Source organism: Actinoallomurus sp. CA-150999, from assembly GCF_050942425.1.
Classification (GTDB): Bacteria; Actinomycetota; Actinomycetes; order Streptosporangiales; family Streptosporangiaceae; genus Actinoallomurus.
On the sequence record NZ_CP192063.1, the window covers coordinates 7,062,732 to 7,089,608 of the forward strand.

At 71.6% G+C, this 26,877-nt stretch carries 25 protein-coding genes; 10 read left to right on the forward strand and 15 right to left on the reverse strand.

The window, feature by feature from the left end:
• On the forward strand, positions 1–1,227 hold the full coding sequence (locus ACQP2O_RS32710) for an esterase/lipase family protein (protein ID WP_433171806.1): 1,227 nt from the start codon (positions 1–3) through the stop codon (positions 1,225–1,227).
• 23 nt (positions 1,228–1,250) lie between these two features.
• Positions 1,251–2,030 (forward strand): alpha/beta fold hydrolase, encoded by a 780-nt coding sequence (locus ACQP2O_RS32715; protein WP_433171808.1) that lies wholly within the window; start codon positions 1,251–1,253, stop codon positions 2,028–2,030.
• A gap of 8 nt (positions 2,031–2,038) precedes the next feature.
• On the opposite strand, the gene ACQP2O_RS32720 is transcribed toward ACQP2O_RS32715, so the two are convergent.
• The 5 genes from ACQP2O_RS32720 to ACQP2O_RS32740 all read right to left on the reverse strand — a co-directional run bounded on the left by ACQP2O_RS32720 (position 2,039) and on the right by ACQP2O_RS32740 (position 8,894).
• Positions 2,039–3,736 (reverse strand): glycoside hydrolase family 43 protein, encoded by a 1,698-nt coding sequence (locus ACQP2O_RS32720; protein ID WP_433171810.1) that lies wholly within the window; start codon positions 3,734–3,736, stop codon positions 2,039–2,041.
• Between the two features lie 76 nt (positions 3,737–3,812).
• Positions 3,813–5,720: a glycoside hydrolase family 127 protein gene (locus tag ACQP2O_RS32725; protein WP_433171812.1), complete on the reverse strand. Its 1,908-nt coding sequence runs from the start codon at positions 5,718–5,720 to the stop codon at positions 3,813–3,815.
• 14 nt (positions 5,721–5,734) lie between these two features.
• Positions 5,735–6,565: a carbohydrate ABC transporter permease gene (locus ACQP2O_RS32730; protein ID WP_433171814.1), complete on the reverse strand. Its 831-nt coding sequence runs from the start codon at positions 6,563–6,565 to the stop codon at positions 5,735–5,737.
• 27 nt (positions 6,566–6,592) lie between these two features.
• Positions 6,593–7,528 carry a carbohydrate ABC transporter permease gene (locus ACQP2O_RS32735; RefSeq protein WP_433171816.1) on the reverse strand — a complete coding sequence of 312 codons (936 nt, stop codon included), beginning with the start codon at positions 7,526–7,528 and terminating at the stop codon, positions 6,593–6,595.
• Between the two features lie 52 nt (positions 7,529–7,580).
• Positions 7,581–8,894, reverse strand: coding sequence for an ABC transporter substrate-binding protein (locus ACQP2O_RS32740; protein WP_433171818.1), 1,314 nt, complete (start codon positions 8,892–8,894; stop codon positions 7,581–7,583).
• Positions 8,895–9,147: 253 nt separating this feature from the next.
• On the opposite strand from ACQP2O_RS32740, the gene ACQP2O_RS32745 reads away from it, so the two are divergent.
• The gene (locus ACQP2O_RS32745) at positions 9,148–10,179 is read left to right on the forward strand and encodes a LacI family DNA-binding transcriptional regulator (protein ID WP_433171820.1); all 1,032 of its coding nucleotides are present in this window, start codon (positions 9,148–9,150) and stop codon (positions 10,177–10,179) included.
• A 12-nt stretch (positions 10,180–10,191) separates the two neighbouring features.
• Here ACQP2O_RS32745 and ACQP2O_RS32750 read toward each other — a convergent pair whose 3' ends face one another.
• On the reverse strand, positions 10,192–11,742 hold the full coding sequence (locus ACQP2O_RS32750; RefSeq protein WP_433171822.1) for a glycoside hydrolase family 43 protein: 1,551 nt from the start codon (positions 11,740–11,742) through the stop codon (positions 10,192–10,194).
• 6 nt (positions 11,743–11,748) lie between these two features.
• Complete coding sequence (locus ACQP2O_RS32755) at positions 11,749–12,798, reverse strand: LacI family DNA-binding transcriptional regulator (RefSeq protein ID WP_433171824.1); 1,050 nt, start codon at positions 12,796–12,798, stop codon at positions 11,749–11,751.
• 304 nt (positions 12,799–13,102) lie between these two features.
• Here ACQP2O_RS32755 and ACQP2O_RS32760 point away from each other — a divergent pair, with 304 nt between their 5' ends.
• On the forward strand, positions 13,103–13,513 hold the full coding sequence (locus ACQP2O_RS32760) for an SRPBCC family protein (protein WP_433171826.1): 411 nt from the start codon (positions 13,103–13,105) through the stop codon (positions 13,511–13,513).
• Positions 13,514–13,549: 36 nt separating this feature from the next.
• Here the strand turns inward: ACQP2O_RS32760 and ACQP2O_RS32765 are convergent, their stop codons facing one another.
• Entirely contained in the window at positions 13,550–14,284 is a 735-nt protein-coding gene (locus ACQP2O_RS32765) for a TetR/AcrR family transcriptional regulator (protein ID WP_433171828.1), read from the reverse strand.
• A 90-nt stretch (positions 14,285–14,374) separates the two neighbouring features.
• Here ACQP2O_RS32765 and ACQP2O_RS32770 point away from each other — a divergent pair, with 90 nt between their 5' ends.
• Positions 14,375–15,241: an NAD(P)H-binding protein gene (locus tag ACQP2O_RS32770; RefSeq protein WP_433171830.1), complete on the forward strand. Its 867-nt coding sequence runs from the start codon at positions 14,375–14,377 to the stop codon at positions 15,239–15,241.
• Positions 15,242–15,388: 147 nt separating this feature from the next.
• Positions 15,389–15,781, forward strand: a complete 393-nt coding sequence (locus ACQP2O_RS32775; RefSeq protein ID WP_433171832.1) for a hypothetical protein — start codon at positions 15,389–15,391, stop codon at positions 15,779–15,781.
• 101 nt (positions 15,782–15,882) lie between these two features.
• On the opposite strand, the gene ACQP2O_RS32780 is transcribed toward ACQP2O_RS32775, so the two are convergent.
• Genes ACQP2O_RS32780 through pdhA form a run of 4 tightly spaced genes read right to left on the reverse strand, consistent with a single transcriptional unit; the run spans position 15,883 to position 20,301 of the window.
• Complete coding sequence (locus ACQP2O_RS32780; RefSeq protein WP_433171834.1) at positions 15,883–16,509, reverse strand: hypothetical protein; 627 nt, start codon at positions 16,507–16,509, stop codon at positions 15,883–15,885.
• 47 nt (positions 16,510–16,556) lie between these two features.
• Positions 16,557–18,176, reverse strand: coding sequence for a dihydrolipoamide acetyltransferase family protein (locus ACQP2O_RS32785; protein ID WP_433171836.1), 1,620 nt, complete (start codon positions 18,174–18,176; stop codon positions 16,557–16,559).
• Positions 18,173–19,174, reverse strand: coding sequence for an alpha-ketoacid dehydrogenase subunit beta (locus ACQP2O_RS32790; protein ID WP_433191237.1), 1,002 nt, complete (start codon positions 19,172–19,174; stop codon positions 18,173–18,175). Before ACQP2O_RS32790 ends, ACQP2O_RS32785 begins: the two co-directional genes overlap by 4 nt.
• 14 nt (positions 19,175–19,188) lie before the next feature.
• Entirely contained in the window at positions 19,189–20,301 is a 1,113-nt protein-coding gene (gene pdhA / locus ACQP2O_RS32795) for a pyruvate dehydrogenase (acetyl-transferring) E1 component subunit alpha (protein ID WP_433171838.1), read from the reverse strand.
• A 110-nt stretch (positions 20,302–20,411) separates the two neighbouring features.
• Between pdhA and ACQP2O_RS32800 the strand changes: the two genes are divergently transcribed.
• Together ACQP2O_RS32800 and ACQP2O_RS32805 are read left to right on the forward strand one after the other, a co-directional pair.
• Positions 20,412–20,912, forward strand: a complete 501-nt coding sequence (locus tag ACQP2O_RS32800; RefSeq protein ID WP_433171840.1) for an Lrp/AsnC family transcriptional regulator — start codon at positions 20,412–20,414, stop codon at positions 20,910–20,912.
• A gap of 121 nt (positions 20,913–21,033) precedes the next feature.
• Positions 21,034–22,602: a class I adenylate-forming enzyme family protein gene (locus tag ACQP2O_RS32805; protein WP_433171842.1), complete on the forward strand. Its 1,569-nt coding sequence runs from the start codon at positions 21,034–21,036 to the stop codon at positions 22,600–22,602.
• A 49-nt stretch (positions 22,603–22,651) separates the two neighbouring features.
• Here the strand turns inward: ACQP2O_RS32805 and ACQP2O_RS32810 are convergent, their stop codons facing one another.
• The gene (locus ACQP2O_RS32810; RefSeq protein WP_433171844.1) at positions 22,652–23,371 is read right to left on the reverse strand and encodes a class I SAM-dependent DNA methyltransferase; all 720 of its coding nucleotides are present in this window, start codon (positions 23,369–23,371) and stop codon (positions 22,652–22,654) included.
• A 34-nt stretch (positions 23,372–23,405) separates the two neighbouring features.
• Between ACQP2O_RS32810 and ACQP2O_RS32815 the strand changes: the two genes are divergently transcribed.
• On the forward strand, positions 23,406–24,209 hold the full coding sequence (locus tag ACQP2O_RS32815) for a substrate-binding domain-containing protein (RefSeq protein WP_433171846.1): 804 nt from the start codon (positions 23,406–23,408) through the stop codon (positions 24,207–24,209).
• A 9-nt stretch (positions 24,210–24,218) separates the two neighbouring features.
• Here ACQP2O_RS32815 and ACQP2O_RS32820 read toward each other — a convergent pair whose 3' ends face one another.
• Positions 24,219–24,665, reverse strand: a complete 447-nt coding sequence (locus tag ACQP2O_RS32820) for a hypothetical protein (protein ID WP_433171848.1) — start codon at positions 24,663–24,665, stop codon at positions 24,219–24,221.
• Positions 24,666–24,921: 256 nt separating this feature from the next.
• Between ACQP2O_RS32820 and ACQP2O_RS32825 the strand changes: the two genes are divergently transcribed.
• Positions 24,922–25,278, forward strand: a complete 357-nt coding sequence (locus ACQP2O_RS32825; protein WP_433171850.1) for a peptidase inhibitor family I36 protein — start codon at positions 24,922–24,924, stop codon at positions 25,276–25,278.
• Positions 25,279–25,338: 60 nt separating this feature from the next.
• Here the strand turns inward: ACQP2O_RS32825 and amaB are convergent, their stop codons facing one another.
• Positions 25,339–26,871: an L-piperidine-6-carboxylate dehydrogenase gene (amaB, locus tag ACQP2O_RS32830; protein ID WP_433171852.1), complete on the reverse strand. Its 1,533-nt coding sequence runs from the start codon at positions 26,869–26,871 to the stop codon at positions 25,339–25,341.
• Positions 26,872–26,877 lie beyond the last annotated feature (6 nt).

Below are 26,877 nucleotides of genomic sequence, written 5' to 3' on the forward strand. Positions count from 1 at the left end.
ATGCGCGGATTCCTGGTCACCGTGATGTTGCTGTTGATGTTCGCGTCGCCCCTCCCGGCGTACGCGACGTCCTCGGTCACGCTCGAGGCGACCTACACCAGCGGTCTGGAGAACGGCTGGGCTCAGGTCGAGCGGTACCGCGACACCTCCTCCGGGTTCGCCGCCGAGGCGTACCCGCCGGGCGGCGTCGGCGACCAGACCGGGCAGACGCAGCGGCTGTTCGGCGGCGTGGCCGAGCCGCACTCGTCGCGGTTCCTGCTGTACCAGGCGCCGGGCGCGCTGACCGGTTCCAAGGCGGTGCCGGTGCTGCTCGTGCACGGCGCGAACCAGACCGCCGACCAGGCGTGGGCCGACCCGAACGTCCTCGGCGCCAACGGCTGCGGCAGCGCGAGCTGCCCCTCCACCGGCCTCATGCAGTACCTCGACGGGCGCGGCTACAAAGTCTTCGCGATCGGCTTCCCGCACAAGACCGGCGACGGGTACTACTGGAGCGAGCAGATCGGCGACGCCGTGCAGCTCATCAAGGCCAGGACCGGCGCGTCGCAGGTCGACGTCGTCGGCTGGTCGAAGGGCGCGTTCAACGCCCGCATGTACGTCTCGTCGCTGCGCAGGTCGTGGGGCACCGCGTACGCCGGCGACGTACGCAGGCTGATCCTCGTGGGCGGACCGAACAAGGGCTTCGACTGGGGCTTCCGCCACGGCTGGAGCCACGACTTCGCGATCTTCCCGCAGTGCGGCGGCTCCCTCGACGCGCCCGCGCCGCACACCGCGATGGTCTGCTACGGCGTCTGGTACGACGAGACGCAGCTCAGCTACGAGGGCACGGCGTTCCCCGGCGCGCGGCAGATGCTGTACCGCTGGGACGACGTCTATCCGCTGCCGACCACCGAGCAGGACTGGTACACCACCTACTACGGCGGCCAGGGCTATTACACGAGCGGCCGCGGCATCCAGTACAGCATCGACCAGGGCTCGCTGGTCCAGCCGCTGATCGACGCCGGCGTCCCGGCAAGCGTCCCGGTGTACGAGCTGTGCGGAAACTCCCCGACCATGCCGCTGCTGCACAATGAGCACACCGGCCCGTCCGACGGCGCGGTGTTCGTCGCCAGCTGCACCAACACCGCCGGAATCGCGAACCGCGCGGCCTCGGCCACCTTGCCCCTCAACCACCTGCAGCTCGGCTGGAGCCCCGGCGCGGAGGCCCAGGTGGCCTCCTGGCTGGGCTGATCGCGGAAGACGGAGGGACGGCGATGACGACGGGCACGGTGACGGCGGCCGGTGTACGGATCGCGTACGAGGAGACGGGGAGCGGCCGGCCGCTGCTGCTGATCCACGGGCTCGGCTACCCCCGCTGGGGCTGGAAGCCCGTCGTCGAGCCGCTCGCGAAGACCTATCGGGTCATCACAATCGACAATCGGGGCATCGGCGACAGCGACGCGCCGCCCGGGCCGTACGACACCGCGACCATGGCCGCGGACGCCGTCGCGGTGCTGGACGCGCTCGGCGTACGGCGGGCGCACGTCATGGGCGCGAGCCTGGGCGGGATGATCGCGCAGATGGTGGCCCTGGACCACGCGCACCGGGTCGACCGGCTGATCCTGGCGTGTACGACGCCGGGGGGCACCGAGGCGTACCCGCTGCCCGAGGCGACCCTCACCCTCATCCGCGAGGCGGCCGGCCTGCCGCCGGAGGAGGCGACGCGTCGCCTCACCGCCAACGCGCTGGCGACGCGTCACCCCCTGGAGGATCTCCTCTTCCGCAGGCTGGCCGATCCGCAGGACCCCGCGGCCTGGCGGGCGCAGTCGGCGGCGTCACTCGGCCATGACGCGTTCGGGCGGCTGGCCGGCATCACGGCGCCGACGCTGGTCCTGCACGGCACCGCCGACCGCGTCGTCGATCCCCGCAACGCGCCCCTGCTGGCCGAGCGCATCCCCGGCGCACGGCTGGAGTGGCTGCCCGGCCAGGGGCATCTCTTCTTCTGGGAGGACCCCGACGACACCGTCGAGCGGGTGCGGCGTTTCCTGGCGTAACGCCGCGTCTATCCTTCGGCGGGCCCCACGCGGAACCAGTCGGCCTCGGCGGCGTCGCCGTGCGCGCCGGCCGGGGCGGTGCCGAACAGGCCCAGCGTGGCCCCGATCCACTTGCCCTGTGACGCGGTGAACGGCCCGCCCACCGGCTGGAACCCGCGCCCGTCCACGTCGGCGGCGAACCGGCACACGCCACCGGGCCCGACCTCGACCCGCAGCCGTACCGACGACCGGCCGCGCGGCAGCGGGATCGGCGCGGCGGCGTCGACCTCGGCCTTGTCCTGGGCGGCCGTGCGGTGCACCAGCGCGAGCCCGGAGTCGAGCCGCTGCAGCCCGATCCAGGCGTAGCCGTAGCCGAGGACGACGAGCCCGGACCGCGCTCCCGCGCTGCGGGCGTGCAGGGTCAGCGAGGTCGTCGCGATGAACGACTCAGCGGGGAAACGCTGGCCCAGGACGTTCGGCAGGAGCCGCAGGTCGGCGGTGTCGGCGCTGGGCGGGCACGCCAGCCGGAGCCGTCCGCCGCGCAGCGACGCCCACGACGGATCGGAGTTCGCCTGCCAGGTCCACTGCTCGCCCAGCCGGTGGCCGGTGAACTCGTCCCCGCTCGCCGGCGCGGTGATCTTCGACGGCCGACCCACCGCGGGCTTGCGGTACACGAGGACCGGCTTGCCGCGTCCGCTGCCGTCGTCCTCGCCCATCACGGGCCAGCCGTCGTCCCGCCACCGCATCGGCTGCAGGTGGACGACGCGGCCGTAGACGCCGCGGTCCTGGAAGTGCAGGAACCAGTCCTCGCCCCGCTCGGTGGCGACCCAGGCGCCCTGGTGCGGGCCGTTGATCGGAGTGTCGCCCTGGGCCAGGACGATGCGGTTCTCGTACGGGCCGAGGATGCTGCGCGACCGGAAAGCCGACTGCCAGCCGCCGGTCACGCCGCCGACCGGCGCCAAGATCCAGTACCAGCCGTCGCGTTTGTAGAGTTTCGGTCCCTCGAGGGTGGTGTAGCCGGGGATCTCGTCGCCGTTCACGACGATCCGGCCGTCGTCGAGGAGCTCCCGGCCGTCCGGGCTGATCTCGTGCAGGGTCAGCCGGTTGTTGATCCCGGCCCGGCTCTTGGCGTACGCGTGGATGAGGTACGCCCGGCCGTCGTCGTCCCACAGCGGGGACGGGTCGATGAAGCCCTTGCCCGGCTTCAGCACGTGCGGCTTGGTCCACGGGCCGGTCGGGTCGACGGCGGTGGTGACGAAGATGCCGTAGTCCGGGTCCGGGTAGAAGATCCAGAACCTACCGGCGTGGTGGCGGATGGCCGGCGCCCACACGCCGTTCCCGTGCTGCGGCACGCCGAACACGTCGCGGGGCTCGAGCTCGGTCAGCGCGTGGCCGATGATCGTCCAGTTCACCAGGTCGCGCGACCGGAGGATCGGCAGTCCCGGGATGCGGTTGAACGTCGACGCGGTGAGGTAGAAGTACGGCCCGACGCGGACCGCGTCGGGGTCGGACCAGTCGGCGCCCAGCACCGGGTTCTGGTAGCGGCCGTCCCCGAGGTCCGCGACCCAGGGAAGGCCGGTCGGCCGGCCGGCCGTGGACGCGGCCGGGGCGGCGGCCGCCGCCCGCTCGGCGGCCCCGGCCGTGCCTCCGAGCCGGCCGAGGGCCACCGATCCGGCCACCGCACCGAGGCCCGCCTGGAGGACCCGTCTGCGACTCTGCTCACCCATCCGCGCTCTCCCAGGGGTAGGAAAAGGTTTTCCGGAGCGGAGTCTCTCAACGGGTCCCCAGGCGGTCAAGGTTTGGTCAGCCCAACGGGATCCAGACCCGCATGGGGCCCGGTGTCCGGTTCGCCCATAGGAAGTAGGGCACGGCGGTCAACGACAGCCGCTCGGCAGCGTCGTCGGCGGCCGCGTGGTCGCGGTACGGCTCCGGCGAGGACCGGTGCACGGTCCCGTCGGCGGCCAGGGCCACGGGGATCTCCGGCAGGTGCGCGCGCTCGACCGGGCGCACCGGAGCGGACGCGTCCAGCCGTACGTCCTCCAGCACGGTCCCGTCGGGCAGGTCGGCCTGCTCGAGGCAGTAGACCAGCGGTCCGCGCGTCAGGGCGACGCAGCCGCGCACCGCGTCGACCCTCGGGTGGGCGGAGACCAGACGGGCGGGCATGTGCAGGTCCAGGACGATCACCGTGGGGGTGTTCCAGCTGCGAGTCAGGCGGAGGTAGCCGTCCTCGGCCTCACCCGCGACCGTCGTGCCGTCCACCTCGACGGCGAAGCCGCCGCACCATCCCGGGATCCGCAGCGCGAGCGTCCACGGCCGGTCGGTCGTCGCCGTCACGGTCAGCTCGATCCGCCCGTCCCACGGGTAGGCGGTCCGCGTCGTCACCTCGGCCTCGCCGCCCGGGACCGGCGACCGCAGGATGCCCTCGCCGTACAGGTGGACCCGCAGGCCGTCGTCGTCGGCGGTCGCGACGTAGCCGTGGAGGGAGGCCATCAGCCGGGCGAGGTTGGGCGGGCAGCAGGGGCAGGTGTACCAGCTCAGCCGCTCCGAGGGCGCGTCCTCGTCCGACCCGTCGTGGCCGGTGCGCAGGTGGAGCGGGTTGGAGTAGAAGAAGCTCCGGCCGTCCGCCGCGATGGCCGCCGCGATGGCGTTGTGCAGGACCCGCTCCATCTCGTCGGCGTAGCGGTGCTCGCCGGTGGCCAGCAGCATGCGCCAGGCCCAGTGGAAGCTCGCGATCGACGCGCACGTCTCGGCGTACGCGCGGTCGGGCGGCAGCTCGTACGGGTCGCCGTACGCCTCGTCGCGGTGCCGGGATCCGTGCGCGCCCGTGAGGTAGGTCTTGGTGTGGAACGCGCTGTCCCACAGCCGTTTCGCCGCGTCGAGCAGCGCGGTGTCGTGCGTCTCGACGGCGACGTCGACCATGCCCGCCAGCAGGTACAGCTGCCGGACGGCGTGGCCGGTCACCTCATCGGCCTCGCGGACCGGGACGTGGTCCTGGTGGTACGCCGCGCCGAACCTCCCCTCCCCGAGCAGGCCCCGCCCGCGCAGGTCCAGGAACCGGCGCGCCGTGTCGAGGTACGGCCGGTGCCCGGTCGCGCGGTACAGCTCGACCAGCGCGGTCTCGATCTCGGGGTGCCCGCACACTCCGTCGGTCCCGCCCGGGCCGAACCGCTCGACGATCAGGTCGGCGAACCGCCGCGCGACCGTCATCAGCTCGGCGGAGGCGTCGGCGCGCGCGGCGGCGACCGCGGCCTGGATCAGGTGGCCGGCGCAGTACAGCTCGTGGCTCCAGTCCAGCTCCTGCCAGCGCTTCTCCGGGTGCACCGTGGTGAAGTAGGAGTTGAGGTAGCCGTCGTCCTGCTGGGCCTTGGCCAGCAGCGACGCCGTGGAGTCGAGGAGATCCCGCAACCGGGGGTCGTCCTCGTTCACCAGCTGCCAGGCGGCCGCCTCGAGGGTCTTGTAGATGTCGGAGTCGCGGAACCACATGCCCGCGAACTCCCGATCGCTCTGCCCCGTGACGCGCCGCAGGTTCTCCAGCGTGCCGGTGGCCGACAGCTCGTCGACGCAGTGGGGGATCGTCGCTTCGGCGTTGCGTCGCTGCCACGCGCCGAGCAGGCCGCCGGCGTCGAGCCGTACGGCGTCCAGGGAAAGCGGCCGCAGCGCGCCGAGGGCTTCCGTCGTCGGGGAGACCGGGCCGAGGTGTGAATCGGTCATGCTCTCTCTCATTGTCAGCCCTTGAGGGCACCGGAAGTGAACCCGCGCACGTAGTAGCGCTGCAGGAGAAGGAACACCGCGACGCACGGGACCGCCGCGGTCACCACGCCGGACTGCAGCGCCCCGAAGTCGACCGACCCGAAGTTGCCGGCCTCCAGGTTGAACAGCGCCACGGGAAGGGTGAACTTGGCGCCGTCCGTCAGGAAGATCAGTGGCGCGACGAACTCGTTCCAGGCGGCGAGGAACGCGAACAGCGCGACGGTCACCATGCCCGGCGCCACCCCGCGCAGCAGCACCCGGCGCAGCACGCCCGTCGGCGTGCAACCGTCGATCAGCGCGGCCTCCTCCAGCTCCACCGGCAGCGCCTCGAACGAGTTGCGCATCATGAACAGCCCGAACGGCAGCTGGAACATCGCCAGGACGAGGCCGAGGCCGATCAGGGAGTTCTGCAGGCCGATCCAGCCGAGGAACACGTACAGCGGCACGAGGATGGTCGCGTACGGGACCATGAGGATCGCAAGGGTGATGAGGAAGAGGACGTTCTTGCCGGGGAAGTCGAACCTCGCCACGGCGTAGCCGCCCAGCGTGGTGGCCACCACGGTGACGCACACCGTGATGAGCGCGACCACCGTGGTGTTGAGCAGGTACGCCGGCAGCCCGCTGCCGTAGTGGAACAGGCGTTTGTAGTCGTCGATCCCCCACCCGTTGCCGTGGCCGCTCGCCTGGCGGCCGTGCACGGAGGAGAACAGCGTCCAGACCATGGGGAACAGGAACAGCACCGCGAGCACGGTGGACGTGGAGTAGAAGCCCGCGGACCGGGCGACGCGGTGACGCGGTCGTGACATTGATCGGCTCCTTGGTGGGTCGTCGGCTCAGCGACCGTCGCGCCGCAGGAGGCGGAGCTGCGCGCCGTTGATGAGGATCAGGCCGACGAGGATGGCGACCGAGACGGCGGCCGCCCGTCCGAGGTCCTGGGACAGGAACGCCTCCCGGTAGACGTCGATGACGATGGTCGCGGTGCCGTGCCGCCCGCCGGTCAGGATGAAGAACTGGTCGAAGGCCAGCAGGGACCCGGTGACGGAGAGCACCATCATCAGCGCGATCGTCGGCCGTAGCAGCGGTACCGTCACCCGCCGCATGATCTGCCACCACCCGGCCCCGTCCGTACGGGCGGCCTCGTACAGCACCGGGTCGATCGCGTGCAGGCCGGTCATGAGGATCAGCATGTAGAAGCCGGCGAACCGCCAGGTGATCATGCCGATCGTCGAGAACAGCGCGTTGCCGCTGCTGCCCAGCCAGTCGACGTCGCCGCCCGCCAGCAGCCGCATGGCCGCGTTCAACACCGACGAGTGGGTGTTGAACATGCCGTAGAAGAGCAGGCTCGCCGAGGCGAGGCCGACGGCGCTCGGCAGGAAGAACACCGTTCTGAACAGTCCCACACCCCGCGGGCCCTCCTGGACGAGCAGCGCCAGGCCGAAGGCGACGAGGCCGAGGACGACCGTCGTCACCACCGTGTACTTCACGGTGAACCAGAGGGCGTGCAGGAAGAGCGGGTCGCTGAGGGCCCGGTAGTTCGCGACTCCGTTCGGCGCGGACGCGCCCAGCAGCGGCCAGTGGTTGAACGACATCCAGACCATCAGGCCGAGCGGGACGACGAACAGGACGGCGACGATGACGGCGAGCGGGGTCGCGTAGATCATCGCCAGGCGCCGGTGGCCGCGCCGCAGCGTGGAGACCTCGCGACGGGCGCGCGGCGGGGGCGACGGCGCGTCACGGGAGGGCGCGCGGGTGGGTGAGAGGGAGACCATCGGGTGCTCCTCGTTGATCACGGAGACGTACGGCGGCGTGGCCCGGGGCCCCTCAGCCGTTGCCGGACAGGGACCCGGTGATGGCGCCGTTGTGACGCTGCAGGATGGCGGCCGGATCGCCGGAGCCGAAGACCGCGTCGGTCACGGTCGACGTCCACGGGCCGTTCGGGTCGTTGTAGGTCTTGCCGAAGTTGACCGAGATGGGCGTCTGGCCCTGAGCGGCCAGCTTGTTGAACGTCGCGAGCCGGGGGTCCTGCTGCGCGTAGGTGTTGTCGGCCAGGTCGGTGCGCACGGTGATGTTCTTGTTCTTCGCGACGACGTCGACCTGGGCGTCCTTGGACAGGGTCCAGGAGATGAAGTCCCACGCCTGCGCGGCGTGCTTGCTGTTGGAGCTCACGCCGAGCACGTCACCGCCGACGAAGGACGAGGTGCCGCCCGTCAGGCCCGGGATCGGGGCGACGCCCACCTTCAGGTCGGGTCCTTCCTTCAGGGTCTGCAGCACGGTGGCACCCATCGGCTCGATACCGATCTTGCCGCTGGCGAACGGCTGGGTCCACGTCGGGCCGTTCTCGTTCTTGGCCGAGGACGGGACGAGGCCCTCCTGGTACATCCGGCGGTAGAGGGCGTAGACCTTCCCTGCCGTGTCGTTGGCGATGGTCGACGCCGTGCCCTTCTCGTTGAGCACGGTCCCGCCGGAGGCCCAGATCATCGGCCAGGTGGTGAAGAGCATGCAGCCGGGGCAGGCGCCGCCGAAGAAGTAGCCGTGCGCGCCGCCGCCCACGCCGTTGATCTTCTTGGCGTCGGCGTAGAGCTCGTCCAGCGTCGTCGGTGGCTTGTCCGGGTTCAGGCCCGCCTTGGTGAACAGCGCCTTGTTGTAGAAGACGGCGGACAGGTCGATGTCGTGCGGCACGCCGTAGATCTTGTTGTTGTAGGTGGCGGTCTTCATGTGGGCGGGGGCGAGGGACGCCTTGAACGGCAGCTTGTTCACCCGGGCGGTCAGGTCGAGGTAGACGCCCTTCGAGGCGTAGTTCGGCGCGTAGACCACGTCGGAGGCGAGCACGTCCGGCAGCTGCCGGGCGCCCGCGGCCGTACCGACCTTCTGCTGGTAGGAGTCGGCCGGGATCACCGTCAGCTTCACCTTGTTGCGGTGGCCGCGGTTGTAGGCGTCGATCAGCGTCTGGCTGAAGATCGCCGTCGGGGAACGGGTCCACATGGTGATGGTCGTGCCGTCGTCCTTGGCGCTGGTGTCGCTCGCGGAGGAGGCGGCTCCCCCGCTCTGACAGGCCGTGAGGAGCGCCGCCGCGGTGGCCAGCGCGGTGAGGGCGGGTGCCTGCCGGAGCCGTGCCCGGGGGCGGGAGAGGGCCATCGTGCCTCCTACGTGTCCAACGGAATCCGGCGCCGGCCGCGGCCCACGCCGGTCGAACCCCCGAGGTGCGGTCGGCCGTGTGGGAGCACCATCCGGCCGACCGGAAGAAAATTCGGAAACCGGTTGCCTCGGAGGCTAGGTCGCCGGTGAACCGCCGTCAAGACCGGATTTCTCCCGTGTTACGCAGCTCCACGTCGCGCACGACGGAGTACGGTACATTCGGGTATCCGCACCGCAGGAAAACGGAGGAAACATGGGAAAGTCGGCGCGGCCGGCGACCATCAGCGATGTGGCCGCGCTGGCGGGCGTCTCGGTCGGCACCGCTTCCAAGGCGCTCAACGGGCGCGGCTCCCTGCGGGCCGAGACCCGGCAGCGGGTGCAGGCGGCCGCCGAGCAGCTCGGCTTCCAGGCCAACGCCGCGGCGCGCACCCTGAGCTCCGGCCGCACCTACACCGTCGGGATGATCACCACGGACACCATCGGCCGGTTCAGCATCCCGCTGATGATCGGAGTGGAGGACGCGCTCGGCGCGGGCCGCATGTCGGTGTTCCTGTGCGACGGGCGCGACGATCCGATCCGCGAGCAGTACTACCTGAACACGCTGCTCAGCCGCCGGGTCGACGGGATCATCGTGACGGGCCGCCACGCCCGGCCGCGGCCCCCGATCGGATCGGGCCTGCCGGTCCCGGTGGTGTACGCGTTCGTCAGCTCCACCGATCCGGAGGACTGCTCGGTCGTGGCCGACGAGGCCGGTGGCGCCCGGAAGGCCATCGACCACCTGCTCGCCGTCGGCCGTCGCCGGATCGCGCACGTCACAGGGCCGGAGCACCACCACTCCGCCGTCATACGGTCCGCCGCGGCGATCGAGCAGCTGGCCGAGTCGGGTCTCGAACTGGCCGCTCCGCCGCTGTTCGGCGAGTGGAGCGAGGCGTGGGGGCGGCGGGCCGTCGGCATGCTCCTCGGGACGGCCGGCGAGTTCGACGCGGTCTTCTGCGGCAGCGACCAGGTCGCCCGGGGCGTCACCGACGCGCTGCGCGCGGCGGGCCGGAGAGTGCCCGAGGACGTCGCGGTGGTCGGATTCGACAACTGGGACGTCATGGTCCTCGGCAGCCAGCCCCCGCTGACCAGCGTCGACATGAACCTCGAGGGCCTCGGCCGCGGTGCCGCCGACCTGCTGCTCGCGGCGATCAACGGCGAGCCCTCCCCCGGCCCGCACGTCCGGCCGTGCCGGCTGGTCGTCCGCGAGTCCACCACGGTCCCGGTGGAGCCCTCCCCCGCCGACTGAGCCGGGCGTGCCTCAGCCGAGGTCGCGGTACTCGAACCAGTCGAAGTCGGCGACGTTGGTGCTGGGCCGTCCCGTACTGCTGGCGTACATCCCGAGGTAGGCCCCGACGAAGCCGCCGGCGACCTCGGTGCTCAGCACGCTGCCGTCGACCGGACCGCCGAGGGGCCGCCACGCCGACGCCGGGGTGGCGTACCGGAACTCGTAGGACTGGTCGTGGGCCTCGACCGCCAGCCGGACACACCCATCGGGCAGGCCGTCTTCGGCCAGGGTCTCGTCGGTTCCGGCGGCCCTGCGGATCAACCGGAGCACGCGACGCCCATCGTGGAGCGTGACCACGCACCGGATCTGGAAGTCGTCGTTCTGCAGGAGGACCAGGCCCGCGCACTCGTTCGAACCCCAGGGGGCGAAGTCGACCGCGGTGTGCGCGACGAAGTCCGCGTGACTCTGCCGGCGGGCGATCAGACTCGGGCAGGCGCGCTCCGTGACCGTTTCCGGCCGCAGCCGCAGCCGCAGGTGACCGGGCCGTGCCGTCAGGTCCCAGAACCGCTCGCGCGGCGTGCGGAGCTGGTTCCACTGCGGACCGAGCTCGAGGTCGTCGAAGTGGTCGCAGGCGGCCTCGGCGGGCCAGCGGTGTTCCGGCAGGTGCGGAGCGGCGCCGACGGGCTCGACCCGGCCGACACCGGGGGCGATGACCGGCCAGTCGTCCTCCCACGCCACCTCGGCGAGGAAGGTCTCCCGGCCGAGATTTCCCAGATATCCGCCGGACGGACGGACCCCGAGCAGCACCGCCCACCACTCCCCCGCGCCGGTCGCCACCAGGTCGGCGTGCCCGGTCGCGACGATGGGGTGCGCGGCCCCGAGGTGGCGATGGGTCAGGAGTGGGTTGCGCGGATTGCCCTCGTACGGGCCGGTGACGTCGTGGGACCGGGCCACGGTGACGGCGTGGTTCAGCTCGGTGCCGCCCTCGGCGACCAGGAGGTGGTAGAAGTCCCCGACCCGGTACAGGTGCGGCGCCTCGGTCCAGACCGCACCGTTCAGCGCGCCGTTCCACAGGACGTGCTCCGGCCCCGTCAGTGTGCGGGTGGCCGGGTCGAACTCCCGCAGCCAGATCTCGGTGTGCCCCGCCGCGTCGACCGGCCGGGTCGCGTGGAACCAGGCCCGCCCGTCATCGTCGAACAGCAGCGACGGGTCGAAGCTCTCGGGTTCGCCCAGCCAGTGCGGCTCGGACCACGGCCCGGCCGGGTCCGTGGCCGTCACCACGAAGTTCCCGGACGGCCCGGTGCCGTCGACCAGCGTGCACACGACGTAGAACGTGCCGTCGGCGTGCCGGATCGTCGGCGCGAACAGGCCGCCCGACGGCCGGACGCCGTCCAGCGGCAGCTGCTCGGGCCGGTCCAGGACATGGCCGAGCGGCCGCCAGTGCACCAGGTCCCGGCTGTGGTGGATCGGCAGCCCGGGGAACCACTCGAAGGACGAGGTCACCAGGTAGTAGTCGGCGCCGACCCGGCAGATCGACGGGTCGGGGTGGAAACCCGCCAGGATCGGGTTGCGGAAGGTGCGCATCGCCGGTCAGGCGGACGGCGGAGCGGTGGACAGCCGGACGCGCAGCTCGGTGGCGAGCTCGACGCGCGGGCTCACCAGCGCCTCGCCGTCGAGCAGCTGGAACAGCGTCCGCGCGGCGACCCGTCCCATCTCCTCCAGCGGCTGCCGGACGGTGGTCAGGGGCGGCGACAGCCACTGGCACAGCGGCAGGTCGTCGAACCCGACGACGCTGAGGTCCGCCGGGACGCTGAGACCCGCCTGGCGCGCCGCCTCGTAGACGCCCATCGCCTGCTGGTCACTGCCCGCGAAGATCGCGGTCGGCCGGTCCCGCGACTCGAGGAGCTCACGCGCCGCCTGGAACCCGCCCTCGTAGCTGAAGTCGCCATATCTGACCAAAGCGCGGTCGAGCTCCATGCCCGCGCGTTCGAGCGCGGCGCGGTAGCCGTCGATCCGGGCCTGGGTGCACAGCATCTCCTGCGGGCCGCCGATCGCGGCGATCCGCCGGTGCCCGAGGGAGACCAGGTGTTCGGTCGCCGACAGGCCGCCCGACCAGTTCGTCGCGCCGACGCTCGCCAGATCCGGATCGGGCAGGTCGACCGGGTCGATGACGACGAGGGCGACGCCAGCCCGCTCGATCTGCGCGCGCTGCTGCGCGGTGATCCGGGACGTCACGAGGATCACCCCGTCGCTGTGGTGCTGGACGCTGAGCGAGGCCCAGCTCGGCGGCCGCGCGTCCTCCCCGCGCACGAGCGAGACGACCGTGCCGGTGCCGCGTTCGGCGCATTCGGCCTCCACCCCGCGCAGGATCTCCACCGCCCAGGGGCTGTCCAGGCCACCGATGACGACGTCGACCAGCCCGGACCGGCGCGCCCGCCGTACGCCGGGGGCGAGGTAGCTGTGGGCCTTCAGCAGCCCGGCGACGCGTTCCCTCGTGGCCGCGGCGACGTCGGTCCGGCCGTTGAGCACCTTGGACACCGTGGCCGTCGAGACGCCCGCCTCCATGGCGATGTCGGCCAAGGTGGGCCGGGAGCGCCGACCGGCCGTCGGCTCCGATCCCGTTCCGGCTGGACGTCCCACCGCGCTCCTCCACATCGTCGACCGTACGTTTCGAAGATTAGCGCAATCTTTCGGCGAACCTTGATTCCAGGTCGCCTGGGCAGCGACCCACAGACTGTCGGCGCACGGATACCGGGAGTTCCGACGTACCCGCCGAAGCCGGCCGCCGACACGTTTCGAAAGGTATCGATCCAGGACGGTGCCCGAGTCTCCGCCCCGCCCGCTTCCGCGGATCGATCCGGGTGTCGGCCCGGCCGCTGCGGGTAGCCGAGCGAACAGCGGGCAATCGCACGCCACCGCCGCCCTGACCGGAAGGAGTAGGACGATGAGCGAGTACGAGGCGTCCCGGAGCATCACCGCGCCCGCGGAGCTGGTGTTCGACGAGGCGTCCGACCCCGGGACGATGGACGCGTGGCTGCCTCAGGACGTCCACCTGGAGTCCGCCGACCTGCCGGAGGTGACGGTCAGCCACGGCGCCGACCGGGAACGCGCCCTGATGCGGGCCGAGCGGGATCAGCTCCGGGTGGAGTGGGGCACCCGGGACACCAACGAGTACGCCGGCTGGCTCCAGGTCACCGGCATCGAACCCGAGCACAGCGAGGTGGTCGTCCACCTGTCGTTCTTCGACCCCGACCACGCGCCACCCGGCGCGAAGGTCGAACAGGCCCTGCACGAGAGCCTGGACCGCCTGGCCGACAAGGTGCGGCGGGATCGGGGCGATTCGGCCGGCCGATAGCCACCGATCGCCCGCCGGTGAGCGGTTGGGCGACGGTCACCGGCGGTCGTCGGCGGCGAGGCGGTCCAGCCACTCACTCAGCAGATGCCGCTCCGCGTCGCTGAGGGGCGTCTGCTCGGGCAGTGCGGCGCGCAAGGCCCGGGCAGCGCCGGCCGGGCCCGCCTCCCGTACGGCCGGCTGCCGGTTGGTCACGGCGGCGAGCATGGACTCTCGAAGAGTGGTCAGCAGGGCCGGGTCGCGCCGTTCCTCCGGCAGGGACAGCCAGGTGAGCACCGCACCGCGCGCCGTGGCATGGATGATCATGGCTGCGAGCTCCTCGTCGACGCGGAGCCGGCCGCCGACGGCGAGGCGCCGGATCCGGCCCATGAGGATCTCCATGCCGGCCTTGTGGGCGGCGGACGCGGCTCTCGTGGGCTCGCTGTACATCAGCGTGTACAGCGCGGGATTGGCCAGGCCGAACTCGACCGCCAGGTCCCAGCCGGCGCTCAGGTCCTCGATGGGGTCCGGCGGGTCGGGGTCGACGTGCTTTGCCGCGAGGAACGCGGCGAAGCCGTACTCGGCCACCGCGTCGAGCAGCCCGTCCTTGTCGCCGAACAGCCGGTAGATGGCCGGTGCCTGCAGGCCTGCCGCGACGGCGACCGCGCGGGTGGTGACCGCGTCGCGGCCCTCGCGCGCCAGCAGATCGATGGCGACCTCGATGACCCGCCGGCGGGTCTGCTCCCGTCCGGTGGCCGCGGCGTCGGATTCGCGGCCGGGTGAACCTGGTGACATGTAACAAGGATACGCCGCGGTTGATTCCGTCGTTATTATCAGTGTTACGCTGATTCTGATTCCACTGGAAACAGAACGCTGGAGTGCATTGTGATCATCGTGACCGGAGCCACCGGACAGCTCGGGCGTCAGATCGTCGAGAGCCTTTTGACGCGCATGCCGGCGCACCGGGTCGGCGTCAGCGTCCGCGACCCGCGGAAGGCACAGGGGTTCGCCGACCGAGGGGTGCGGGTGCGGCAAGGCGACTTCACCGACACGGCCGGCCTCGCCCACGCCTTCGAGGGCGCTTCCCAAGTGCTCATCGTCTCCGTCGACAAGATGGGCGACGAGGCCGTGCGGCAGCACCGTGCCGCGATCGACGGGGCCGTCGCGGCGGGGGCCCGCCGCATCCTCTACACCAGCCATCAGGGAGCCGGCTCGGCGTCACACTTCCAGCCGTGCCGCGACCACGCCGCCACCGAGGAGGCACTGCTCGCGTCCGGCGTGCCGTTCACCTCGCTGCGCAATGGCTTCTATGCCGCCACCGCGGTCCAGTTCCTCGGCGACGCCGTGGAGTCCGGGCAGATCACGCTTCCAGCGGACGGACCGGTCGGCTGGACCGCGCACGCCGACCTCGCCGACGCGGCCGCCGCCGTCCTGGCCGACGAAGGCCGCTTCGACGGCCCCACCCCGCCGCTCACCGCGGCGCAGGCGCTCACCTTCACCGACATCGCCGGCATCGCCTCCGACGTCACGGGCCGCGCCATCACCAGGACCACCGCACCCGACGACGAGTTCCGGGAGCACCTGGTCGGCCGCGGCGTCCCCGCCGAAAGGGCGAACCAACTGCTCGGCGTCTTCACCGCCGCCCGCGCCCGCGAATTCGACGCCGTCGACCCGACGCTGGCCACCCTGCTCGGCCGCGAACCCATCGCCCTGGCCACGGTGCTACACGAGCAGTTGCCGACACGGCGCTAGAAGTGGGCCGCCAGGAGTGCCGGGCGTTCCACGCAGTCGGCGACGAAGCGCAGGAACCCCCCTGGCCGAGAAGGCCACGGCAACGCAGCGAGCAGTCCGGCGGAAGAATTCCGTTGCAGGACGATCATGCCCGGTTACCCTGGATCCGTGTGCAGGTACGCGATGGTCGTCTACAAGGTCCACTACGTCTGCCTGCCCTGTCGGCAGAGTCACAAGTACCCCTGGGACGCCCGGGAGCACCTGTGCCCGCGCTGCCGCACGCCGATGACCTACGCGGGGCACGACTTCGCCGCACCGCGAAGGGCCGACGACCGTCGGTGGGCCGCTGTGGCCGCCGTCCTCGCGGCCGGCCTGCGCTACGAGGGATTCGACATTTGTGGCTGTGGCCAGGACCCGAAGTACCGGCCGCGCACGGGTCAGGAAGTCCGGGCACGCCGCCGAGCGGGCGCACGCGCAGATCTCACCGACGCACAGGCACTGGCCCTCCGCGACGTCTCAGACGTCCGCCCTCAGTCGTCGCAGGGCCGACGCCCAGTCTGACCACTGCGGCTCCGCCCCGTCACCCCCAGAGGGCCTCGCAGACAAGCGCGACCAGACGAATCGGTTGACGAAGGTCACCGGGCGGGTTGCCCCCGAGCTCGTTATCGGTAGACGACCTCCCGGCCGGGACTCGCGGCACGCAGATCCCGGACGATGACCCGGCCGGGACCTTCCGGTACGGCGCAGTCCGGGCCGTGCAGGTCAAGGTGTTCGAGGTCGGAGGGGAAGGCCATGTCGTGCCCGACGTACTCCGGGTCGAGAGCGAAGGTGACACGTGTTCCGCTCCCTGGCGGTGGATCGATCCTCTCCGGAACGGAGAGCGGCCGGATGCCGGCGAGTTCCTGACGGAAGGCGTGATCGTCTCGCCACACCTCCACCACGACTTTTTCGCATAGGGCCATCACCGCGGCCAGGAGCCACCACCCGGCTCCGTTCAAGGAATAGAAGTGGTCGGGAGCCGGCAAGTCCGGTTCGTCCCAGGAAGGCGGCAGGTCCAACATCACCGTGAAACTGCGGTCACCGGATATCTCGATCAGGCCCTGCAGCGAGTGCACCTCGGCCGTCCTGGCCGGCGGATGAAGAACGTGCCCACCCACCGCACACATCAACGAGACCGGCAGCCGAGGATCCCGCAGCCCCACACCGAAGTACATGCCCGGACGCTTGCGTATCGCCTCGTCCAACTCCAGCACGATGATGTCCGCAGCGCTGTACTCATGCTCCACCACGACCACACGCTACCGACCCGACAAGCCAGGCACCTTCGGTGGTGTGCCTAAAGGTGAGCCGCCAGGAGCGCCGGGCGTTCCACGCAGTCGGCGACGAAGCGCAGGAAGCCCCCTGCGACGCCTCCGTCGCAGACCCGGTGGTCGAACGTGAACGACAGCTGCGTCACCTTGCGCAGCCGGATCTCTCCTTCGTACGCCCACGGGCGATCGATGATCCGCCCGACGCCGAGCATGGCGGCCTCGGGGTGGTTGATGATCGGGTTGGAGCCGTCCACGCCGAACACGCCGTAGTTGTTGAGCGTGAACGTCCCTCCGGTGAGGTCCTGCGGGGCGAGCCGGCCGGCGCGGGCGTCCTCGGTGCGCTCCCGGAGCCGGGCGGCAAGCTCGGCGAGGGTGAGCCGGTGCGCGTCGGGGACGACCGGCACGACGAGGCCCCGGTCGGTCTGCGCCGCGAACCCGAGATGCACCTGCGGCACCTGGACGATCTCCTGGCGTTCGGTGTCGACGTAGGCGTTCAATTCGGGGAACCTCCGCAGCCCGGCGACGCAGATCCGGGCGAACAGCGCCAGCATGCCGATGCGGGCGTCCGGGAGGGCCCGGTCGAGGTCGGCCTTGAGCTCCACCAGGGGCGTGGCGTCGACGTCGACCCACGTGCTCGCGTCCGGGATCTCGCGCCGGCTGCGGGAGAGCTTCTCGGCGACGGTCCGCCGCACGCCCCGCAGCGGGATCCGGACGGGGGCCTCCCGATCCGCCCGGGCCGCTTCCTGATCCGCCCGGAAGGGGGCCTCCCGGCTCGCCCGGACCGAGGTCTCCTTATCCGCCGTCTCGAGTGCGACGGCCGGGCCGGACGCCGACGCGGACCTGGCGGCGGCCGTCGGAGCGGCTTCGGACGGGGCCGCGGCGATAGCGGCGTCGACGTCCCGGCGGAGCACGACGCCACCGGGGCCGCTGGGGGTGAGGGCGCCGATGTCGATGGCGTGCGCCCGCGCCAGCTGGCGGACCACGGGTGAGATGACACGCGGGGCCTCGGCCCGTGCGGCAGGGACCGAAGGCGCCGGGGAGGCGGGAGCCGCCGCCGTGAGGTCCGAGGCCGCGAGCACCGGCCCGTTCGGCGCGGACGCCGAGGCCCCGGGAACCGGCCTGGCTGCCGACGAAGGCGGGGCCGCGGGAACCGGCCTGGCCGCCGACGAAGGCGGAGCTGCGGAAACCTGCCCGCCCACCACGGACACCGGGCTCCCGGGAACCGGTCCGGTCGCCCGGCGGGGCGGCACGGGTCCGGTGCGCCCGGCGCGGCGGCGGCGCGATCGGCGTGCCGTGCCCGTCCCGTACCCGACGAGGACGTTGCCCGATCCGGCGCGTTCCTCCTCGCGGTACCGCTCGTCGCGGGCGGACGGGGCCGTGTCCGGTTCCGGGGCGGCGGCCTGGCCCGCGACGGTCACCGCGATGAGGGGCTCGCCGACGCCGATGACGGATCCGACCTCGCCGTACAGCCGCGCCACGGTGCCCGCGATCGGGATGGGGACGTCGACCGCGGCCTTGGCCGTCTCGACCTCGAGGACGTTCTGATCGACGGTGACGGTGTCCCCCGGGGAGACGCGCCACTCGGTGATCTCGGCCTCGGTCAGGCCCTCGCCGAGGTCGGGGAGCCGGAAGACGACCTCACTCACGCCGCACCGCCCAGCGGGAGGAAGCGGGTGTCGGGCCGGTCGTCGCGCTGCAGCCGGTCGAGCGCGTCGAGGATCCGGTCGACGTTCGGCAGGTGATGGTGTTCGAGCATCGGCGGCGGGTACGGGATGTCGAACCCGGTCACCCGCAGCACCGGGGCGTGCAGGCTGTGGAAGCAGCGTTCCTGGACACGCGCCGCGATCTCCGCGCCGACTCCGGCGAAGCCCGCGGCCTCGCCCACGATCACGCACCGGCCCGTCCTGCGCACCGACGCGGTGACGGTCTCGTCGTCGAACGGCACGATCGTCCGCAGGTCGACGACCTCCAGGTCCCACCCCTCCTCGGCGGCGGCCTCGGCCGCCTCCATGGCGACGGGCACGGTCGGGCCGTAGGCGACGAGGGTCGCGTCGCCGCCGGTGCGCCGGACCGCGGCCCGGCCGAACGGCTCGGTACGCGCCGGCAGGGTGACCTGCGCCTTCGCCCAGTACAGCTTCTTGGGCTCCAGGAACACGACGGGGTCCGGGTCGTCGATGGCCTCCCGCAGCAGGGAGTACGCGTCGTCCACCGTCGCGGGCGTGACGACCTTCAGCCCCGGCGTGTGCGCGTAGTAGGCCTCGCTCGAGTCGCAGTGGTGCTCCACGCCGCCGATGCCGCCGGCGTACGGGATCCTGATCACCATCGGCAGTTCGACGCGCCCGCGGGTGCGGTTGCGCATCTTGGCCACGTGCGAGGCGATCTGCTCGAACGCCGGGTAGGCGAAGGCGTCGAACTGCAGCTCGACGACGGGCCGGAAGCCGCCCATCGCCATGCCGACGGCGAACCCGACGATGCCGGCCTCGGCGAGCGGCGTGTCGAAGCAGCGCTCGTCGCCGAACTCCGCGGTGAGGCCGTCGGTGATGCGGAAGACACCGCCGAGCGGGCCGACGTCCTCGCCGAAGACCACGACCCGTTCGTCGTCCGCCAGGGCGTCGCGCAGGGCGGCGTTGAGCGCCTGCGCCATGGTGGTCGTACCGGTCACCTCAGCGCCTCCTCGGCCTCGAGTTCGGAGCGGAGCGTCTCCCGCTGCTCGTCCAGCTGCGGGGTGGGGACGCCGTAGACGTGGTCGAACAGCCCGAGCGCGTCGAGCTTCGGGTCGGCGTTCATCGCGGTGCGCAGCCGGCCGGCGAACTCCTCGGCGGCCGTCGCCGCCTCCGCGACGTCGTCGTCGCCGAGGTGGCCGCGGCGGCGCAGGTACGCCTCCAGACGGGCGATCGGGTCGCGCCGGCGCCATTCCTCGGTCTCGGCGTCGGACCGGTAGCGCGTCGCGTCGTCGGCGTTGGTGTGCGACTCGATGCGGTAGGTGAGCGCCTCGACCAGAAAGGGTCCCTGGCCGGACCGCGCGTGCTCGGCGGCGGCGGACAGCACCGCCAGCACCGCGACCGGGTCGTTCCCGTCGACCCGCTCCGAGCGCACCCCATAGCCGACGCCCTTGTGGGCCAGGGAGGGCGCGGCGGTCTGCCGGTCGAGCGGGACCGAGATGGCGTACTGGTTGTTCTGCACCAGGAAGACGACCGGCGCCTTGAACACGGCCGCGAAGTTGAGCGCCTCGTGGAAGTCGCCCTCGCTGGTCGCGCCGTCGCCGACGCAGGCGAGCGCGATCCGGCCGCTGCCCTTGCGCCGCTCGGCGTACGCCAGACCGGCCGCGTGCACGGTCTGGGTCGCCAGCGGCGTGCACTGCGGCGCCACGTGGTGCCGGTGCGGGTCGTAGCCGCAGTGCGCGTCGCCGCGCAGCAGTGAGAGCACCTCGGTGGGCTCGATGCCGCGCGTCACGAGCGCGACGGACTCCCGGTAGGTGGGAAACAGCCAGTCGCCGTCCTCCAGGGCGAGGACGGCGCCGATCTGACACGCCTCCTGGCCGTGGCTCGACGGGTAGACGGCGAGGCGTCCCTGCTTCGTCAGCGCCGTGGCCTGGGCGTCGAACCGGCGCCCGACGACCATGGCGCGGTACGCCCGCCGCAGCGTCTCCGGGTCCGGCAGCGGATAGCGGGGACGGCTCCGTACCGCCGCTCCGGTGTCGGTCAGGAAACGGACCGGCTGCGCCGAGGGAAGCAGCGCCTCCGGGCCGCCGTCGTGATGTCGCTCGGTCATACGGCACCGCCCTCCTTGCTCGCCCAGTGGTAGGAATATCGGTTAAAACAGGGCCGAAAGTACAGATGTCAGGCCAAACCAGGAACATATTGCTCAGTGAGGGACGACTCATGGACCATCTGTCGTTCGAGGCGGCGGCGGGCTCCGGCCCCGCCGGACGATCGGCGGCGCTCGACGACGTCGACCGCGCGATCCTGCGCGAGCTGGAGGCCGACGGCCGCATGTCCATGCGCGCCCTGGCCGAGCGGGTGAGCGTCTCCCGCTCCAACGCCTACACGCGCGTCGAACGGATGATCGCCGAGGGCGTCATCGCCGGGTTCACCGCCCGGATCGACCCCGTACGCGCCGGGCTGGGCACCTCGGCGTACGTTCTCCTCACCATCGAGCAGCACTCGTGGCGCGAGGTGGCCGCCCGTCTGCGCGACGTGCCGTACATCGAGCACGTGGCGTTCGTCGGCGGCGACGTCGACCTCGTGATGCTGGTGCGCACGCCCGACAACGTCACCCTCCGCGACGTCGTGCTCGCCCGGATCCACGCGGTCCCGGGCGTACGGTCGACGCGGACGTGGCTCATCTTCGACGAGGCGGCCGGCGGAAGCCGTTTCCAGTGACGGACCGGCGACGAAGATCGATGAAGACCCGCATTCGGCACTAAGGTGACACAGCCGTGAGGCGTTGGCAGACCGTGCCCGATCAATGATCGTTGAGTGAGATCGGTCGAGGAGGAGCACCATGCGGGCGATGACGGTCGGAGCCGTACTCCAGAACGCGGCGGTACGGAGCAAGGCGTTCCTGTACGACGGCGACGACGCCATCACGTTCGCCGAGTTCGACGAGCTGACCGACCGGGTCGCGTGCGGGCTGCTGGCCCGGGGGATCCGGCGCGGCGACCGGATCGGACTGCTCGGCCTGAACACGCCGGAGTGGCTGGCCGCGTTCTTCGGCGCGGCGCGGATCGGCGCGATCGTCGTCCCGCTCAATGTGCGCTACCGGGAGCGGGAGCTGTCGTACATGCTCGGCCAGAGCGGCGCCCGGATGGTCATCTGCCTCGACCGCACGCCCGACTTCGACTTCGCGGCGTTCTTCGAGGGCTTCCGGCAGCGGCTGCCCCACGTCGGCGACTACGTGTTCTTCGGCGGCGGCTTCGCGGGCAGCACCTCGTTCGACGAGCTCAGCGCGACACCTGCCGACGCGGCCGTGCTGGCGGCCGTGCTCCCGACGGTGGTCCCCGAGGACCCGCTGATGATCCTCTACACCTCGGGAACGACCGGACGCCCCAAGGGCGCGGTGATCACCCAGCGCGGCATCCTGGCCTCGGCGGCGGCGCAGGCGGACCACTGCGGGATGAGCGACGGCGAGGTCCTGCTCGGGCACCTGCCGTTCAACCACGTCGCCGGAATCACCTGCACGCTCATGGCCGCGCTGGTCAGCGGCGGGTCGGTGGCGCTGCTGCCCGCCTTCGGGCCGCAGGCGGCGCTGCGCGCGATCGAGCGCCACCGGGTGACCTTCCTGGGCGCGGTGCCGACGATGTACGTGCTGATGCTCGGACGGGAGGACTTCGCCGCCCACGACGTCTCGTCGGTGCGCGTCTGCCTGGCCGGCGGGTCCAACGTCGAGCCGGCCCTGGCCGACGCGATCCGCCGGGCCTTCCCGGGGGCACGGCTGTACGGGCTGTACGGGCTCTCGGAGTCCTCCGGAGCGTGCGTGATCTCGCGGCCGGACGACGATCCGGAGGCGGTCGCCCGCACGCTGGGCGTGATGATCGGCGACTTCGAGGCCCGGGTCGTCGGGCCGGGTGAGGTGGTCCTCCCGCCGGGCGAGACCGGCGAGCTCCAGGTCCGCGGCGACTGCGTGACGGCCGGCTACTGGGACATGCCCGAGGAGACCTCCGAGGTCTTCCTGCCGGACGGCTGGCTGGCCACCGGGGACATGGTCGCCATGGAGCCGGACGGGCACCTGGTGCTGCGCGGCCGCAAGAAGGAGATGTACATCCAGGGCGGCTTCAACGTCTACCCGGTGGAGATCGAGAACGTCCTGACCGCGCACCCGAAGGTCGCGATGGCCGCCGGGATCGGCGTGCCCGATGGGGTGCTCGGCGAGGTCGGACGCTTCTACGTCGTGCCGCGGCCGGGAGCCGAGCCGCCCACGGCGGAGGAACTGACCGCCTACTGCCGGGAGCGGCTGGCCGACTACAAGGTGCCGCGGCAGTTCGTCGTCACCGCCGACGTGCCGCTGACCCCCGTCGGAAAGATCCACAAGGCCCTGCTCAAGGAGAGCCACCTCTCGAGCCGCACGGAGTGAGTCCGCCCGGCGCGGACCGCACTCATGCCTTCTGCGGCGTGCGCATCGGTCAGGACGTGCCGGGCTTGCGCGCGAGGACGAGCCGGTACCGCGGGCTGCCGTCCTCGCGCCGGCCGATGGCCGTCAAGGGGACCGTCGTCACGGTGAACCCGGCCGCCGTCAGGTCGTCGCGGATCGCGTGCAGCGGGCAGGTGCGGTAGTACATCACGAACGGGGGACGCCACACGGCGTTGCGGGCCCGCATGGCCAGGTCGAATCCGAGCAACGCCCAGTACCAGCCCGAGGTGAGGGGCGGCGGCCCGCCGACCGGGAAGGCGAAGAGCCCGCCGGGCCGCAGCGCGCCGTACACCCCGGCGAACAGCGCGGGTCGTTCGGCGGGCAGGAAGTGCCCGAGCGCTCCGAAGCTGACCGCCAGGTCGAAGGTCTCGGCGAAGGGCAGGGTCCGTACGTCGGCTCGTATCCACTCGGCGTCCGGGTGGGCGCCGCGCGCCTGCGCGAGCATGCCGGCGCTGAAGTCGACGCCCGTGATCCGTCCTCGGCACAGGGGTTCGAGGACCCGCATTCCCGCGCCGGTGCCGCAGCACACGTCCAGTCCCCGGTCGAACGGCGCGAGCGGGCGCAGCGCGTCGGCGGTCGCCTCAAGAAGGCTCTCGGGGGTGCGAAAGGGCGTGTGGTCGAACTTCGGGGCGAGCAGGTCGTAGCCGCGTTCGACCGAGGACAGCGCCTGGATCGCCAGTTCACGCAGAGACGGGCCTTGAGACGAGAACACCGGCCAAGGGTACTTCTCCGATGGCGCAGTCGACTTGACGTGCCGAACGGCCAACACCGACGACCGGCTGAGCCAGGAACAGCAGGCCACCCGCGTCCTGCTGTCACACAAGGTCGACGGCATCGTCATCACCCCGGCCTCGGTGCGCGAACACGCCCACATCGACGCCGCCACCGAGGCCGGCGTCCCCGTCGTCTCGCTCGACCGCCGGCTCAGCGACAGCGGAATCGACAGCGTCGTCGCCGACAACGAGGCGGCGACCGCTGCCGCGATCGGCCACCTCATCGGCCTCGGCCACCGCCGCATCGCCTTCCTCGGCTCGGTGCAGCCGGCGGAGCCTCCCATGCTGCGGATCGGCAAGGTCCGGGCGAGCGTCACCGGCCCCTCCCGGCCGTCGCTGGAGCGCGTACGGGGCTACCTCCGGGCGCTGTCCGCGGCGGGGCTCCACGCGGACCGCGACCTCATCGCCCTGGTCCCGCACGACGAGCCCAGGCGCCGCGAGCACGCGGTCGAGGCGATCCTCGACCTCGAACACCCGCCGACCGCGCTGTTCACCGCCGACGGCAACATGACCAAGAGCGCGTTCGAGCTCCTGTCCGAACGGAACATCGCGATCCCCGCCGACATCTCCCTGCTCGGCTTCGACGACCTCGAGTGGACCACACTCGTACGCCCCCGGATCTCGGTCGTCGTCCAGAGGTCGTACGACATGGGCCGCGCGGCGGCCGAGCAGCTCTTCACCCAGATGGGCCGTCCCCTGGACGCGAACCGCCGAGGCCGCCGCACCGTCGTCGCCGCCCGCTTCCTCGAACGCGAGAGCGTCACGATCGCACATTGACGGTGTCCTCTACCACCATGCGCTGCATTCGTAATCGCCGCACAGTCGGAGGTAGACCGATTTCGCACCCCGGTAAGTGTGCTTCGAGCCGACCTTCACTCTTACGAGCTGAGTCTTGCCGGAATTCCAGTGGATCTCCGCCCAGACCGAGACGTACTTGGATATGCGGTATGCGCCGAACTGACCCTGGTAGTTGCCGCCTTTTCCGTGGTACCGGGACCAGGTCTTCCAGACGCGTGCTGAGGTGTCGTGAAGCCACAGCGTCGTGGTGTGCCTCTTCGCATTCGCCCCGATGTCGGGCGCCGAAGCGTGATTTCCTGGACTCGACGTGTTCGGCCGGCCGGGCGACGCGTAGGCCGGTGCCGTCACCGCCAGCGCGGCGACGGACGCCATGGAGATGGCGCCCAGCCGGATCCGTCCCCGGCCGTTCTTCGCGTGGCTGCGTTGCTCTGCCATCTTTCCCCTGTCCTCTTATCGGCGGTTGTGTGCCCAATCAACGGATCAAGGAACCCTGGCCTCGTTTGAGCCACCACTAAATAAGCATGTGAGTCGCATCGCGCACATCGTGGCAAACCCGTATTGGCGCTCGGGAGCCAGTGTCACGCGAGTGACCATCACGTCACTCGACCAGCAGTAACTACTGTTCGCTTATTGACGCTCACTCTCTGCTATAAATCGCAGTGTCGAAATACACCCCGCACCAAGGAGGACCATGAACAGGATCGTCCGTCGCGTTTCAATGACGATGGCCGGGGCCGTCGTCGCGGCCGGGGTGACGGTGCCCGCCTCGGCGGCGCATGCCGACCCGCCGCTGCCGTGCCCGCGCGTCTTCGGGGTGCTGTGCGCCTTCAGCGGACCGGAGGGTCATGGTGAGCTGATCCTGCTCCATCACGAGGAGCCGTTCCTGGCCCCGCCGGCGCGCAGCGCGCAGAACCAGAGTCCTTTCTCCTGGTGCCTCTACCGGCACCCGGAGTTCCAGGGGGAGCATCGCGAGATCGCCCGCGGCCAGTCCATCGGCGACCTCGGATTCCATGTCCGCTCCGCCCAGCCGAGGCCCTGCCCGGCCTGACGGCCTGCGCACACCGCGGATATCGCGCCCGGCCCGCCACGGCGGGCCGGGCGCACCCGTTCACGCGTCGAACTCGACGCCCTGGGCGAGGGGCAGTTCGCCGGAGTAGTTGATCGTGTTGGTGGCGCGGCGCATGTAGCCGCGCCAGGCGTCGGAGCCCGACTCTCGGCCGCCGCCGGTCTCCTTCTCGCCGCCGAAGGCGCCGCCGATCTCGGCACCGGACGTGCCGATGTTGACGTTGACGATGCCGCAGTCGGAGCCCTCGGGCGAGACGAACAGCTCCGCCTCGGCCTGGTCGCGGGTGAAGATGCTGGACGACAGCCCCTGCGGCACCGCGTTGTTCAGCGCGATGGCCTCCTCGAGACGCTCGTACGGCATGACGTACAGGATCGGCGCGAACGTCTCCTGGGCCACGATCGCGGTCTGCTCCGGCGTCCGGACCAGCGCCGGCTCCGCGTAGTACGCGCCCGGCGCCTGATCCGCGAGCCTGCGCCCACCGCCGGCCACGAGCGTCCCGCCCTGGGCGACCGCGGCGTCCAGCGCACCCCGCATGGCCTCGTGCGCGCGCTCGTTGATGAGCGGCCCGACCAGCGTGCCCGGTGCCATCGGATTGCCGATCGGCAGCCGGCCGTACGCCTGGGCGAGGCGGTCGACGAGCGTGTCGATGACGTCGGTGTGGGCGATGACGCGGCGCATCGTCGTGCAGCGCTGGCCCGCCGTCCCCGCGGCCGAGAACACGATGCCGCGGACGGTCAGGTCCAGGTCGGCCGACGGGCACACGACGGCGGCGTTGTTCCCGCCGAGTTCCAGCAGGGACCGTCCGAAGCGGGCCGCGACGCGTGGGCCGACCGCGCGGCCCATCCGGGTCGAGCCGGTGGCGCTGACCAGGGCGACGCCCGGGTGGTCCACGAGCGCCTCGCCGACCTCCGGGCCGCCGATGACGACCTGGCTCAGGTGTGCGGGCGCGCCATGTTCGGCCGCGGCGCGGTCCAGCAGGGCGGCGCTCGCCAGGGCGGTGAGCGGCGCGAGCTCCGACGGCTTCCACACGACCGGGTCGCCGCACACCAGCGCGATCGCGGTGTTCCACGCCCACACCGCCGCCGGGAAGTTGAAGGCGCTGATCACGCCGACGACGCCCAGCGGGTGCCAGGTCTCCATGAGGCGGTGGCCCGGCCGTTCGGAGCTGATCGTGCGGCCGTACAGCTGGCGGGACAGGCCCAGCGCGTAGTCGCAGATATCGATCATCTCCTGGACCTCGCCGAGCGCCTCGGAGGTGATCTTCCCGACCTCCAGGCTGATCAGGGTGGCGAGGTCCTCCTTGTGCTCGGTGAGCAGTTCGCCGAAACGCTTCACCAGCGCGCCCCGTACGGGGGCGGGCACGCGGCGCCAGGCGAGGAACGCCTCCCCGGCCCGCGCGACGGCGGCGTCGACGGCACCCGCGTCGACCCAGGTCGCGGCGGCCAGCCGTTCGCCGTTGATCGGCGAGGTGGTCGCGACCTTGGCGCCGAGCGCGTCCACGTCCACACCACAGCGCTTGGCGGTGTCTCGCGCCAGCGCGGCCAGTTCGTCTGCGCCGGGCAGCGTGGTCACCATCAGGGT